A 12,695-nucleotide genomic window follows, 5' to 3' on the forward strand; every position below is an offset into this window, starting at 1 on the left:
ACATTCCGGACTATCTGATGCCCATCGACGTGGAGCCGTTCGTGGCGGGAGTACTTCCCCGTCCGCGCGGGGGAATCGCGCTCAGCGCCTCGCCTCGTACCTGGTCAGGACCACGCCGCCGGGAAACGTCCGCGTCTCCACCAGATTCAGGTTCACCCAGCTGTCCAGCGACGTGAAGAACGGAGTGCCGCCGCCCACCAGGACCGGATGGGTGGCTAGCGCGTATTCGTCGATCAGCCCTGCCCGCATGGCCGCCCCGGCGAGCGTTGCGCCGCCGACGCTCATCGGGCCGCCGTCCCCGGCCTTGAGCCGGGTGATCTCGGCGATCGCGTCGCCGGTGACCAGGCGGGTGTTCCAGTTGACCGTGTCGATCGTCGAGGAAAACACCACCTTCGGCGTGTCCCGCCAGTTCCGCGCGAACTCGATCTCCGCCGGGGTGGCGTTGGGCTGTTCGTCGCCGGTCGGCCAGTAGGAGCTCATGGCTTCCCAGAGCTTGCGGCCGTACAGCGACAGGCTGCTAGCCCGCTCTTGGTCGAGCCACCACTGGAACAGTTCGTCGCTCGGCCCGCCCCAGCCGATGTCGTCGCCGGCCGCGGCGATGTAGCCGTCCAGGGTGATATTCATGCCGTAGATCAGTTTCCGCACGGCGCCAGCCTTTCGTCTCGTAGTGGTCGAGGGCGTCATTGAACTCTGTCGTCCCGCACATGATCGGCAGCATCCTGACCCTCATGGAGCCACCGTAACTGCCAATGATCTGGATGCCATAGCCTTCGGTCACCGTTCGACTGAGCTGCCCGGTGAAGGATGGCGTTCCGGTCAGCTTGTGTCGGTCCAGTGCTGCGTTGGGGGCCACCGTCGAGGCGTCACGGATCGCGACGCCAGTCGGTAACCTCGGGATGGGCGGAGAATCCGGCCGCCAGGTAGGTGGATACGGCGCCAGTGCTAGAGCTCTCTGCGCAGACTGTGGCGCTGGATGAGCCCATCTCGCGAAGCGCCGCCGCGGCTGCAAGCGTCATGATTGTGCCGTACCCGCGACCGCGGTGCTCGTGATGCACCCCCATCGGCTCGATGAGACCGGGACGCCCGGCGCCAGCAGACCATACCGCGGCGACGGCGACTGCATGGCTGTCGTCGTAGAGCGACAGGATGCGCGCGGAGTCAAGAAATGGTCCCTCCGCGGCTGCCCGCCATCCATCTACGAAGTTGCGAAGCCGCCCGTCCGGGATGGGCGTTCCGCGAAAGGCCGACCAGTGAACAGACACCCACTCATCGGTACAAACTGGTTCGATGGTCTCGATCCGGAGACCTGCAACCTCGACAGGTGCTGCCAGATTACGCTGGAGCGGTGTCCACGGCTCGTCGGGCAACCACCCCTCCTTCGCGAGTTGCTCGGAGAGAGCCAACGCGCCGCGCGCCTCGATGGTCGCGCTTCCTGCATCGAGGACACCAGTCGCCGGCTCAGCGACATCCGCGACGATGCGAACGGCGAGAGACTCGTCCTGGTGCCGCGCCGGGTCCATCGCGAATCGCAACAACTGGGGGCCGTCGACGAGCGCGATCGCCAGAGCCGTGCCACCATACGACCACACCCGTGTCGCAGCGGCAGTGGCAGCAGCTCCACGGAGTGAGTACCAGCCCAAGTCGCCCGGATGCAGATGTAGTGGTCCCTCGTCGTACTGCCACTGCTTCAGCACGCGAAATATCTGATTGAGCTCGTTGACGTCCGGCGTTCTCACGTTGACATCCATGAGTCCTCGTCTCCCATTCCAACCGAGCCAAATCGCACAATCACCATCGCACCGACATCTCACCGGCCCCTACGCAACGGTTCACTTCGGGCTGGCCGGATCAGTAGACCGGCTTGTCCGGCTCCACGTCCCGCACCCAGGCAAGGATTCCGCCGTCGAGGTGGCTGACGCGCTCATAACCGGCAGCCCGGGCAGCGGCGAGGACGGCCGCGGACCGGGTCCCGGCCTTGCAGTGGAACACGATGTCCGTGTCCTGCGGCAGCTCAGGCCAGGCCTCGCCGGCCAGGATCCGGCCCTGCGGGATCAGCACGGCCCCATCGATCCGGACGATGTCGTACTCCCCTGTTTCCCGCACATCAACCAGGTGGAAGTCCTTGAGTCCGGCTGTGCGGGAGGCCAGCATCGTGGCCAGCTGCGTTGCCGTCACAGTGTGTTCGGTGCCCGCCGCGGCGGCCGGGGTGATGCCGCAGAAAGCCTCGTAGTCGGTCAATTCCGTGATCCGCTCAGCCTCGGGATCCCGGGAGACCTTGATTTCGCGCCAGGTCCCGCCGAGTGCGTCGAAAAGCGCCACGCGGCCCAGCAGGGAACGCCCGACGCCGGTGATCAGCTTGACGGCCTCCGTCACCATAAGCGAGCCCACTGCGGCGCAGAGCATCCCGAACACACCGCCTTCCCCGCAGGACGGCACCGAGCCCGCGGGCGGCGCCTCCGGGTACAGGTCACGGTAAGTAGGCCCGAACTGTTCCCAGAAGACGCTGACCTGCCCGTCGAAGCGGAAAATCGAACCCCAGACGTAGGGCTTGCCGAGAATCGCCGCGGCGTCGTTTACGAGGTAGCGGGTGGCGAAGTTGTCGGCGCCGTCAAGTATGAGGTCGTAGCCGGCAAACAGTTCCAGGGCGTTGGAGGCATCCAGCCGGACATTGTGCAGCCGGACCTCCACGAGCGGGTTCAGGGCGGCAATGGCGTCGCGCGCCGACTCGATCTTGGGCCGGCCCACGTCCGCCACGCCGTGGATCACCTGGCGCTGGAGGTTGCTCGGGTCCACGGTGTCGTCGTCGACGATTCCCAGCGTTCCCACCCCGGCGGCGGCCAGGTACAGCAGCGCGGGAGAGCCCAGGCCCCCGGCGCCGATCACAAGGACCTTGGCGTTCTTCAGGCGGCGCTGCCCGATGGACCCGATCTCCGGAATGATCAGGTGCCGGGAGTAGCGCTCCACCTCGTCCGGGCTCAAACCGTCGGCCGGTTCCACCAGCGGTCCGGGCGCCCTGGATGCTGTTTCCGGGGTCGCGGAGGCTGGGCTGGGGGTGTACTTGGAAGCCATACTTCAATCTATGCCCGAAGATGCCGCCAGGTCATATTACCGGCACGTAAAGTGGACGTAACAGCAAGGAAAGAAGGCCCACAGTGGTTCATCAGGCACCGGTTGAGCGGGGTAATGCCGGAAAGTCACCGGACGTCCCGGCACGCAGCGGACAGCGATCGGCACGGCTGCCCCGCGATGAGCGCCGGGCACAGTTGCTCGCGGCGGCCCAGGAAGTGTTCGTTGCCAACGGCTACCACGGGGCAGCGATGGACGAAATCGCCGAGACCGCCCACGTCAGCAAGCCGGTGCTGTACCAGCACTTCCCGTCCAAACGCGAGCTGTATTTGGCCCTGCTGGACAGCCAGCTGAGCAAACTGATTGGGCTGCTGCTCGGGGCGCTCAATTCCACCACGGACAACGACGAGCGTGTCCAGGCAGTGATGCGGGCCTACTTCCGCTTCATCGCCAGTGACGACCAGGCGCACCGCCTCGTCTTCGAATCCGACCTCGTCAATGACGCCGATGTCAGTGCACGGCTGGAAGCCTTCAACAAGACCTTCGCCGACGCCGTCGCCCGGGTCATCGCCGAGGACACCAAGCTGCCCGAACTGGAATCCCAGCTGCTGGGCCGCGGTCTCGCCGGAATGGCGCAGGTCAGCGCCCGGTACTGGCTGGAAACCGACGGGAATCTTGACCTCGATGTGGCCAGCGATCTCATCTACCGTTTAGCTTGGCGCGGAATCTCCCGCTTCCCCAAGGAAACCTAGACTACAAATAGAGATAACACCCTGAGAAAAACTTTGATTGGCTGGGAGGCCTTGCTGTGGAAGTAAAGATCGGCATACAGAACATCGGCCGCGAAATTGTCCTGGAATCGTCCCAGGAGGCCGACGCCGTTGCCAAGGTGGTCGGCGAGGCCATCGCGAAGGGCACGGAGCTGCGCCTGACCGACGAAAAGGGCCGCCAGATCATCATCCCCGCGAACGTCCTGGGCTATGTTGAAATCGGCGCCGAGGAAACGCGCCGCGTCGGTTTCGGCGCGCTCTAACCACCAGCCGCCCCTGTGCGCCGGCAGCACCCCTGCCGGCTGGCCGGTTCCCCAAACCGCAAGGAGTCCCGACATGCTTTCCCTGATTGTGGTCGCCCTGGTAACCGTGGCCGCGGGCTTTGTGGTGTGGGCCAACGACAAGCGCCACGCCAAGTACGGGATCGCCGTGCCAGCCGGGGTCTCACTGACCGTCGGGATGCTGAGCTGGATCGCCTTCATGGCCGCCGGACTTGGCTACCAGCCGGGGCTGACCTGGATTCCGTGGGTGCTCCCCATGGTCCTGGGTGCCGCCGCCTCCGTGGCGGCGGTGCTGTACCTGGGCAAAACCCGCACCAGCCGCGACACCGCACGGCTCACCGCCATCCTGCGCTACTAGCCGCCGGGAAGCGGGCCGGCCGCCGGAGCTCATGCCTCCGGCACGCCGGGACCGTGGCCTGCTTCAGTGCACAGGCACAGCTGGTTTCCCTGCGGATCCGTGACCACCACCCAGTTGGGTGCGTGGTCACGGTTCATTAAGGCCCCGGCGGCCGCAGTTTTCTCCAGCACGGGACCCGACTCGGCCCTGCTGCGGTGGATGTCCAGGTGCACCCGGTTGGGACTGGGAGTGGACGTCTCCTGGAACCAGAGCGTCGGGCCACGCCCGAACGGGTCCACCAGGTCGTTCGCGCCGCCCCGGCGGTAGCCGAGAGCCACCCGCCAGACCTCCGCAATGGCGGCCGGATCCTCGGAATCGATGGCCACCTCCACGGTCCGGAACAGGCCCGGTTCCGCGGTGGCGCCGACTCCGGCCGCCGCCGCACCGGCGGCAGTCGCGGCCGCGACGTCCCGCCGTGTGACTTCGTCCCCGGCGTCGTGGGAGCTGTAGCGCAGGAAGACCCGGTTGTAGCGCCAATCCAGGTCCGGGTGGTGGTTCTGCTCCTCGGCCAAGCGTCCGACGGCGGCAATCAGCTCCAGCGCCGCGGCCGCCGTCGGTGCCTTGTAGGCCGTAACGAGACCGCCGAGCCGGTATCTCCAGTCCGGCAGCTGCGCCAGGGCGGCGTCGACCTGGCTCTCGCTGAGGATGTCATTTGGGGCTGCCATGGCGGGCTCCTTGCTGCGTCGGGCCGGGCCTTCCCCGGATGGCCCCAACCGCAAGGTGTGCGGGCTGAGCGGTTCCGGCCCTAGAGGAATTCGGCCCGGCCCTCCATAGCCGAGGACGCCAGCGCGTGCTCCCGGCGCGGGATCCTGCCGGCCCTTTTGGCCAGCCTACCGGCGATCACCGCGTGCTTGAAGGCCTCCCCCATCAGCACCGGATTCTGCGCGCGGGTCACGGCCGTGGCCAGCAGCACGGCGTCGCAGCCAAGCTCCATGGCCAGGGCGGCGTCCGAGGCGGTGCCGATCCCGGCGTCCAGGACCACGGGCACGGAGGCCCGCGAAACAATCAGCCCGATATTGTGCGGATTCAGGATGCCCAGTCCGGTGCCGATCGGCGCGCCCAGGGGCATCACCGCGGCGGCGCCGAGGTTTTCCAGCCTCAGGGCCAGCACCGGGTCGTCGTTGGTGTAGGCGAAGACCTTAAACCCGCGGCCCACGAGCAGTTCGGTGGCCTCGACGAGTTCCACGGCATCCGGCAGCAGGGTGTGCTCGTCGGCAATGACTTCCAGCTTCACCCAGTCCGTTTCGAGGGCTTCGCGGGCCAGTTCAGCCGTCAGCACGGCGTCCTTGGCCGTGAAGCAGCCCGCGGTGTTGGGCAACACCCGGATGTTGTGGTCCAGCAGCAGCTGGAACAGCGACCCTGCCTCCGCCGGCGAGTAGCGCCGCATCGCGACGGTGGTCAGCTCGGTGCCGGAGGCCAGCAGCGCGGCCCCCAGCCCGTCCAGGCTCGGCGCCCCGCCGGTGCCCATGATCAGCCGCGACCCCAACTGCACGCCGTCGACCGTGAAGGGATCTGCCGCCGCCGGTGAGACCGCCTGTTCCGCGGCCCGTGTGGTTTCCGCCATGTTGCTCATCCTCCCTGTACCGCCGTGACCAGCTCGATGTCGTCGCCGTCGGCGAGCGCGGTGCCGTGCCATTGGCTGCGCGGAACCACCTCCGCGTTGCGGGCCACGGCGACCCCAAGTTTCCCGCCGTCCGCAGACTGGCCGTTCGGGGCCAGCGGCCGGCCGGTGATCTGGCTGACGAGGGTGCTGACCGAGGCGCCGTCGGCGAGCGAGTGCTCTGTTCCGTTCAGTCGGATGTTCATACCGTTTCCTTGCTGTGCTCAGGGGTGGTGTCCCGGTTGGTGGTATTCCGGGGGGCTGTTTCCTGCGTGCCGGTGACCTGCGGTCCGGTGGCGAATCTGTCCGGCCGGAAGTGCGCCCAGCGGGGGTCCGCGACGCCGTCCAGCAGTTGCCGGCAGATCTCCGCGGCAGCGGGGGTAAGCAGGATGCCGTGCCGGAAGAACCCGGTGGCGATGATGAGTCCCGCCACGTCCCCGTGCTGCGGATCAGCGACCCGGCCCAGCAGCGGCGCGTTGTCCGGAGTCCCGGGCCGGGCCCGCGCCGTGGCCTCGAGCAGTTCCAGTTCGGCGACGGCGGGGACCAGCTGCTGCGCGTCGCGCAGCAGCTGGTAGACGCCGCCCGCGGACACGGCGCCGCCGGCCTGGTTGCCGCCGGAAGGGTTGCCGCGGTCCGTGGCTTTCGTCTGGTCGTCGGCTCCGAGGTCATCTTCCCGCTGGGTGGCTCCGATCACCACCGTGCCGTCCTGCCGGGGAACGAGGTAAACCGGCACGCCACGGACCAGTCCCCGCACCGTCGCGGTCAGCAGCGGCCGCAGTTTCTCCGGCACCCGGAGCCGGAGGATGTCGCCGTGGACCGGCCGCAGCGGCAACCGGAGTCCGGCAGGCAGGCCCCTGAGCGCGGCGGCGCCCAGGCCGTTGGCCACAATGGTTTCTTTGGCCCGGACGGTGCCGCCGCCGACGAGGCTGGAGCCCGTCACCCGTCCGTCCGCCCAGAGCAGCCCGGCAGCGCGCCGGCTGATGATCCGGCAGCGGCTGTCGGCGGCCAGGAGTCCGCCGATCCGGGCGATCAGACGGCGCGGGTCCACTTGGTGGTCGGCGGGAATGTCGAAAGCGCAGGAGATGCCCGGGCTCAGCAGCGGCTCACGTAGCCGTGCCTCCCGGACGGTCAGCGGCTCCACGGCAAGGCCGTGCCCCTGCTGGACGGCGCGCAGGTCCGCGAGCGCCCGGCGGTCGGCGGCATCGGCACCCACGGCGAGAGTCGGCGTCGTGAGGTAACCCGTGCCGTCGTCTGTCCCGGCCCGCCCGGCTCCACGGTCTGCTCCGCCGTCCAGCCCGCCATCCAGTCCGGCGGCGAAAGCCGGCCAAAGGCGGGAGGATTCCAGCATGAGCTCGAGGAGAGCTTCCTCCTGGTAGTGCAGTTCACTCACCGGGGCGAGCATGCCGGCAGCCGCCCAGCTGGCGCCGCTTCCGGGGGCATCGTCGATCAGGGCGACCGAACGGCCCGAGAGCCGCGCTGCCCAGGCGATCCCGTGGCCGACGACTCCGCCGCCGATCACGGCAACGTCGTAACATTCCGGGGTTTCGGCGTCATCGGCCATCGCTGCTTCAGGTCCCGCGGGCGTGCCGCGGACGGATGTGTGGCCCAAGAAGGATTCCTTCCCTACGCCGGTACTAACCGGATCAGGTCAAGCGGTCGGCTCTGACGCCCTCTCAGCCCGTGCGCGCCGGACGCCTGTGGCGTGATCGGCTGCGGCGGGCTCCCGCGGTATTCGCCCAGTTTAGAGGAACTAGGCTGAACGCATGAGCCAGGATGCCGCCCACGCCACTGCCCGCCTTTACCTCTGCACCGGGGCCCGCCAGGACCGGGGCGACTTCGCGGCCTTCGTGGACGCGGCCTTTGCCGGCGGCGTTGACATCATCCAACTTCGCGACAAGTCCCTGGAGGCAGCCGAGGAGCTGGAACTCCTGGAGGTTTTGCACCAGGCGGCCCGCCGTCACGACCGGCTCTGGGCCGTCAACGACCGGGCGGACCTGGCCTCGCTCTCCGGGGCGCCGGTGTTCCACATCGGGCAGAAGGACATCCCCCTCGGGGCTGCCCGGGACTTCCTGGGCGAGGACACCGCGATCGGGCTCTCTACCCACAGCCCGGACCAGGTGGACTCAGCCATCGCCGCCTCCACCGGCCGCACTGGCCTGGACTACTTCTGTGTCGGGCCGGTGTGGGCCACCCCCACCAAGCCGGGGCGCGCCGCCGTCGGGCTTGATCTGGTGCGCTACGCGGCTGACGCGACCCGCCGGGCATCGGCCCTGGCCGAGGGCCAGGCCCGGGGCGAAGTCGCGGGCGAGGTGCCGTGGTTCGCGATCGGCGGCATTGACCTTGGAAATGTGGAGCAGGTGGTGGAGGCGGGCGCGCGGAGAATCGTGGTGGTCCGCGCCATCACCGAAGCCGACGATCCCGCGGACGCCGCCCGGGCCCTGCTCGCGGCACTCGACGCCGCGGGGAACTGAACGCGGGGAACTGGGTCCGGTCCGGTCCGTCCGCTCAGCCGGCCAGGCCGAGCTCGGTCATCCGGCGTGAGTGGTTCGCCGCCAGTTCCGCCATCAGCTCGCGGACCAGTTCCTTGGACCGGTCCTCGTCCGCGCCGATCAGGCCCCCGATGAAGGCGTGCTCAAAACTCACCCGCTGCGCCTGGGTCAGTGCTTCCCCGAGCAGGCGCCTCGCCCACAACGCCAGCCGCGAAGCCAGCCGCGGGTCGTCGGCAAGGGCGGTCTTGATCCGCTCCCGCAGCACCGCCGTCGCGCCCCCATCGGACTGGATCTGCTCCACCAGGGTCCGGGTTCCGGCGTCGACGTAGCGGGAAATGGCACGGTAGAAATCCGCGGAGACGGTGTCGATGACGTACGCCTTCATCAGGGATTCGTACCAGTCCGCCGGCCGGGTGCGTTCGTGGAAGTGGTCCACGGACGGCTGGAACGGCAGCATGGCGGCCTCCGCATCCAGGCCCATGGCGTCGAGTTTGGCGCTCACCAGCTCATAGTGCTGGAACTCGATCACGGCGAGCCGGCCCAGCACCGCACGGTCGTGCAGGGTGGGTGAATACCGCGCATCGGAGGAGAGCCGCTCGAAGGCGGAAAGCTCGCCGTAAGCCATCACGCCGAGCAGATCCATCAGGAAGCTGTTGTAATGGGCAGGATCAGCCGGGGATGTGCTCATGATCCAAGACTAATGGCGTAAATGAAGCTAATCTGATTTTCGTGTCCCATCATCGCTTGACCCCCAGTGTCCACCAGCAGAAGAACCAACTGGCCGAGGCGCTCAACGCGCTGCGCACGACGCTGGAGTTGCCGGGCCCCTTCCCTGAGGACGCACTCCGGGAAGCCAAGGAGGCAGTCGCCGGGCATGAGCTGCCGGAGCTGGATTTCACGCACATCGAGTTTGTGACCATCGATCCAGCGTCCTCCACCGACCTGGACCAGGCCCTCTTCATTGACCGTTCCGGGGAGGGCTATAAGGTCTTCTACGCGATCGCCGACGTCCCTTCCTTCGTGGCCCCCGGCGGGGCGCTCGACGCCGAAACCCGCCGCCGCGGCCAGACCTTCTACACTCCGGATGGCCGGATTCCACTGCACCCGGAAATCATCAGCGAAGAAGCCGGCAGCCTGCTCGCCGGCCAGCACTGCGCTGCGTTTGTCTGGGAATTCGAGCTGGACGCCGCGGCCGGGGTGTCCGCGGTGCTGGTCCGCCGCGCGACGGTCCGGAGCCGCGCGAAGCTCAACTACCGGGGGGTGCAGGCCGAGCTCGACGCCGGCACCGCCGCGCCCGTGCTGCAGCTGCTCAAGGAAGTCGGGATAAAGCGGGTTGAGCTGGAACGGCTCCGCGGCGGCGCCAGCCTGAACATGCCGGAACAGGAAATCGAACAGCTGCCCGACGGCGGCTACCGGATCGCCGCCGCGCCTCCGCTGCCCGTGGAGGACTGGAACGCCCAGATTTCCCTGATGACGGGGATGGCCGCCGCGGAGATCATGCTGGCGGGCAAGGTCGGCATCCTGCGCACCATGCCGGCCCCCGATGAGGCCTCGCTGGCGCATTTCCACCGCCAGACCCGCGCCCTGGGCAAGCCCTGGGACGGCGAAGTGAGCTACGGCGAATACCTGCGCACGCTCGATCCGACGGACCCCCGGCAGTTGGCGATCGTGCACTCCGCCGGCATGCTGTTCCGCGGCGCCGGCTACACCCCCTTCGACGGGACCGTGCCCGACGCCGCCACCCAGGCCGCCATCGGCGCTGCCTATGCCCACTCCACCGCCCCGCTGCGCCGACTGATCGACCGGTTCGTCCTTGTCATCTGCGAGGCGCTGAGCAACGGCATGGCTGTCCCGGACTGGGCCCGTGAGGCCCTTCCCTCCCTTCCGGCGATCATGGCGACCTCGGACCAGCTTGCTGCCAAACTGGAGCGCCTCTCCCTCGATACCGTCGAGGCGGCGCTGCTGGTGAACCACGTCGGGCAGGAGTTCGACGCCGTCGTGATCTCGGGGTCCAAGAACCCCCGCAACGGGAAGAACGCGAACGGAAAGAACGGTAACGGAGGAGGCGGCACCAAGCCGGGAAACGGCAACGGACCCTCCGGGATCGTGCAGATCGCCGAGCCCGCGGTCACCGCCCGCTGCCCCGGAGAACTGGAACCCGGCACCCAGGTCCGGGTGCGGATCGTGTCCTCGGACATTGCCACCCGCGAGGTCCGGCTGGAGCTGGTGGGCTAAGCGATCGGTTGTGCTCCCGCGCGCCGCCTGCGGTGTCAGTCGAGGATCCGGGCCGCGTGCGGCTAGACTGGAAGGGTAGATATGGATGCCCGGTCGTTGATTTCCTTGATTTTCGAATTCAACAAGCCCGCCCCTACGCGATCTTGAGATAGACCCGCTGGTCCCCAGTGCCAGCATTTAGATAGCCCGCGATCGGCTTCCACTGGAATTGCCTGCGCGCCTGAGCGTGCTCCGGAACGGCCACCCGGCCGGCCCCGTTGAGCAAGCAGCGCAGCCCAAAATGAATAAGGAAACTCCCCTAGTGAGTGAATTGCACACGCACCAGCTTCTGACCGACGAATCCGGAACGGAAACGCTCGAGCCGGAAGAGACCATCATCTCGGACGAGAAGCCGCACGAGATCGCCGAGAAAACCTTCGCTGACTTCAACGTCCGCGCCGACATCGTGGAGTCGCTGGCCGACGCCGGCATCACCCACCCCTTCCCGATCCAGGCCATGACCCTGCCGGTCGCCCTCAGCGGCCACGACATCATCGGCCAGGCCAAGACCGGCACCGGCAAGACCCTCGGGTTCGGCATCCCGGCGCTGCAGCGCGTCGTTGGACCCGACGATGCAGGCTTTGACTCGCTGGCCGCACCCGGCGCCCCGCAGGCCCTCGTGATCGTGCCGACCCGCGAGCTCGCCGTCCAGGTCGCCAATGACCTGCAGAACGCCGCCCGCAAGCGCAACGCCCGCATCACCACGATCTACGGCGGCCGCGCCTACGAGCCGCAGGTCGAGGCCCTGCAGAAGGGCGTCGAGGTCGTCGTCGGCACCCCCGGGCGCCTCATCGACCTGTACAAGCAGAAGCACCTCGTGCTGAAGAACGTCAAGATGGTCATCCTCGACGAGGCCGACGAAATGCTGGACCTCGGCTTCCTGCCCGACGTCGAGACCCTCATCGCCGGCACCCCGCCGGTCCGGCAGACCCTGCTGTTCTCGGCCACCATGCCCGGCCCGGTCGTCGCCATGGCGCGCCGCTACATGACCAAGCCGACCCACATCCGCGCCGCCGACCCGGACGACGAGGGCCTCACCAAGCGCGACATCCGCCAGCTGATCTACCGTGCCCACAGCATGGACAAGATCGAGGTCGTTGCCCGCATCCTGCAGGCCCGCGGCCGCGGCCGCACCATCATCTTTACCAAAACCAAGCGCACCGCCGCCAAGGTTGCCGAGGAACTCGTGGACCGCGGCTTCGCGGCCGCCGCCATCCACGGCGACCTCGGCCAGGGAGCCCGCGAGCAGGCCCTGCGCGCCTTCCGCAACAACAAGGTGGACGTTCTCGTCGCCACCGACGTTGCCGCCCGCGGCATCGACGTCGACGACGTTACCCACGTCATCAACTACCAGTGCGTTGAAGACGAAAAGATCTACCTGCACCGCGTGGGCCGCACCGGCCGCGCCGGCAACAAGGGCACGGCCGTGACCTTCGTTGACTGGGACGACATGCCCCGCTGGGGCCTGATCAACAAGGCCTTGGGCCTGAGCGTTCCGGAGCCCGTGGAAACCTACTCCTCCTCGCCGCACCTCTTCGAAGAGCTCGACATCCCCGAGGGCACCAAGGGCCGGCTCCCGCGCAACAAGCGCGTACTGGCTGGCGTCGACGCCGAGGTCCTGGAGGACCTGGGCGAGACAGGCAAGAAGAACGCCCCCCGCACCGGGCAGAGCACCGGCGGACGCGACAGCGCCCGCACCGGCGGACGCGACAGTGCCCGGACCGGCGGACGCGACGCCGGCGCCACCGGCGGCGGTCGTGACGGCGGCCGCACCACCGGCGGCAGCCGCGACGGCAGCCGCGACACCCGCCGCAGCGG

Annotated in this window: 14 protein-coding genes and 1 riboswitch; of the genes, 6 read left to right on the forward strand and 8 right to left on the reverse strand. The window is 68.2% G+C overall.

From position 1 onward, the window contains the following. Positions 1 to 81: 81 nt before the first annotated feature. The 3 genes from AC50YC_RS06560 to moeB all read right to left on the reverse strand — a co-directional run bounded on the left by AC50YC_RS06560 (position 82) and on the right by moeB (position 3,069). Positions 82 to 645, reverse strand: coding sequence for a dihydrofolate reductase family protein (locus AC50YC_RS06560; protein ID WP_494952744.1), 564 nt, complete (start codon positions 643 to 645; stop codon positions 82 to 84). Positions 646 to 863: 218 nt separating this feature from the next. After that, positions 864 to 1,748: a GNAT family N-acetyltransferase gene (locus AC50YC_RS06565; RefSeq protein WP_494952745.1), complete on the reverse strand. Its 885-nt coding sequence runs from the start codon at positions 1,746 to 1,748 to the stop codon at positions 864 to 866. Positions 1,749 to 1,848: 100 nt separating this feature from the next. Continuing rightward, positions 1,849 to 3,069, reverse strand: coding sequence for a molybdopterin-synthase adenylyltransferase MoeB (moeB, locus tag AC50YC_RS06570; RefSeq protein WP_494952746.1), 1,221 nt, complete (start codon positions 3,067 to 3,069; stop codon positions 1,849 to 1,851). Positions 3,070 to 3,152: 83 nt separating this feature from the next. On the opposite strand from moeB, the gene AC50YC_RS06575 reads away from it, so the two are divergent. The 3 genes from AC50YC_RS06575 to AC50YC_RS06585 all read left to right on the forward strand — a co-directional run bounded on the left by AC50YC_RS06575 (position 3,153) and on the right by AC50YC_RS06585 (position 4,475). After that, complete coding sequence (locus tag AC50YC_RS06575; RefSeq protein WP_494952747.1) at positions 3,153 to 3,818, forward strand: TetR/AcrR family transcriptional regulator; 666 nt, start codon at positions 3,153 to 3,155, stop codon at positions 3,816 to 3,818. Positions 3,819 to 3,874: 56 nt separating this feature from the next. Beyond that, complete coding sequence (locus AC50YC_RS06580) at positions 3,875 to 4,099, forward strand: DUF3107 domain-containing protein (protein ID WP_354351444.1); 225 nt, start codon at positions 3,875 to 3,877, stop codon at positions 4,097 to 4,099. A gap of 73 nt (positions 4,100 to 4,172) precedes the next feature. Beyond that, the gene (locus tag AC50YC_RS06585) at positions 4,173 to 4,475 is read left to right on the forward strand and encodes a hypothetical protein (protein WP_354169612.1); all 303 of its coding nucleotides are present in this window, start codon (positions 4,173 to 4,175) and stop codon (positions 4,473 to 4,475) included. A 29-nt stretch (positions 4,476 to 4,504) separates the two neighbouring features. Here the strand turns inward: AC50YC_RS06585 and AC50YC_RS06590 are convergent, their stop codons facing one another. The 4 genes from AC50YC_RS06590 to AC50YC_RS06605 form a co-directional block, all read right to left on the reverse strand. Next, complete coding sequence (locus tag AC50YC_RS06590; RefSeq protein ID WP_494952748.1) at positions 4,505 to 5,179, reverse strand: 4a-hydroxytetrahydrobiopterin dehydratase; 675 nt, start codon at positions 5,177 to 5,179, stop codon at positions 4,505 to 4,507. 80 nt (positions 5,180 to 5,259) lie between these two features. Then, positions 5,260 to 6,078 carry a thiazole synthase gene (locus AC50YC_RS06595; RefSeq protein WP_494952749.1) on the reverse strand — a complete coding sequence of 273 codons (819 nt, stop codon included), beginning with the start codon at positions 6,076 to 6,078 and terminating at the stop codon, positions 5,260 to 5,262. Between the two features lie 5 nt (positions 6,079 to 6,083). Beyond that, entirely contained in the window at positions 6,084 to 6,320 is a 237-nt protein-coding gene (gene thiS, locus AC50YC_RS06600) for a sulfur carrier protein ThiS (protein WP_494952750.1), read from the reverse strand. Continuing rightward, entirely contained in the window at positions 6,317 to 7,675 is a 1,359-nt protein-coding gene (locus tag AC50YC_RS06605) for an FAD-dependent oxidoreductase (protein ID WP_494952772.1), read from the reverse strand. The genes thiS and AC50YC_RS06605 overlap by 4 nt, the downstream gene beginning before the upstream one ends. A 41-nt stretch (positions 7,676 to 7,716) precedes the next feature. Beyond that, a riboswitch (TPP riboswitch) is annotated at positions 7,717 to 7,851 on the reverse strand. 26 nt (positions 7,852 to 7,877) lie between these two features. On the opposite strand from AC50YC_RS06605, the gene thiE reads away from it, so the two are divergent. After that, the gene (gene thiE, locus AC50YC_RS06610) at positions 7,878 to 8,585 is read left to right on the forward strand and encodes a thiamine phosphate synthase (RefSeq protein WP_494952751.1); all 708 of its coding nucleotides are present in this window, start codon (positions 7,878 to 7,880) and stop codon (positions 8,583 to 8,585) included. Positions 8,586 to 8,619: 34 nt separating this feature from the next. On the opposite strand, the gene AC50YC_RS06615 is transcribed toward thiE, so the two are convergent. After that, positions 8,620 to 9,291 carry a ferritin-like fold-containing protein gene (locus tag AC50YC_RS06615; RefSeq protein WP_494952752.1) on the reverse strand — a complete coding sequence of 224 codons (672 nt, stop codon included), beginning with the start codon at positions 9,289 to 9,291 and terminating at the stop codon, positions 8,620 to 8,622. Positions 9,292 to 9,332: 41 nt separating this feature from the next. Here AC50YC_RS06615 and AC50YC_RS06620 point away from each other — a divergent pair, with 41 nt between their 5' ends. Together AC50YC_RS06620 and AC50YC_RS06625 are read left to right on the forward strand one after the other, a co-directional pair. Beyond that, entirely contained in the window at positions 9,333 to 10,838 is a 1,506-nt protein-coding gene (locus tag AC50YC_RS06620; protein WP_494952753.1) for an RNB domain-containing ribonuclease, read from the forward strand. Between the two features lie 301 nt (positions 10,839 to 11,139). Then, the coding region (locus tag AC50YC_RS06625; RefSeq protein ID WP_494952754.1) for a DEAD/DEAH box helicase at positions 11,140 to 12,695 on the forward strand (1,556 nt) is incomplete at its 3' end.

This window comes from Pseudarthrobacter sp. MDT1-56, from assembly GCF_059383555.1.

Bases quoted from the DNA above. Each gene is read 5' to 3' on its own strand.
- AC50YC_RS06590 (WP_494952748.1), bottom strand. From the start codon at position 5,179: ATGGCAGCCCCAAATGACATCCTCAGCGAGAGCCAGGTCGACGCCGCC.
- AC50YC_RS06605 (WP_494952772.1), bottom strand. From the start codon at position 7,675: ATGGCCGATGACGCCGAAACCCCGGAATGTTACGACGTTGCCGTGATC.
- AC50YC_RS06585 (WP_354169612.1), top strand. From the start codon at position 4,173: ATGCTTTCCCTGATTGTGGTCGCCCTGGTAACCGTGGCCGCGGGCTTT.
- thiE (WP_494952751.1), top strand. From the start codon at position 7,878: ATGAGCCAGGATGCCGCCCACGCCACTGCCCGCCTTTACCTCTGCACC.
- thiS (WP_494952750.1), bottom strand. From the start codon at position 6,320: ATGAACATCCGACTGAACGGAACAGAGCACTCGCTCGCCGACGGCGCC.
- AC50YC_RS06595 (WP_494952749.1), bottom strand. From the start codon at position 6,078: ATGGCGGAAACCACACGGGCCGCGGAACAGGCGGTCTCACCGGCGGCG.
- AC50YC_RS06615 (WP_494952752.1), bottom strand. From the start codon at position 9,291: ATGAGCACATCCCCGGCTGATCCTGCCCATTACAACAGCTTCCTGATG.
- AC50YC_RS06565 (WP_494952745.1), bottom strand. From the start codon at position 1,748: ATGGATGTCAACGTGAGAACGCCGGACGTCAACGAGCTCAATCAGATA.
- moeB (WP_494952746.1), bottom strand. From the start codon at position 3,069: ATGGCTTCCAAGTACACCCCCAGCCCAGCCTCCGCGACCCCGGAAACA.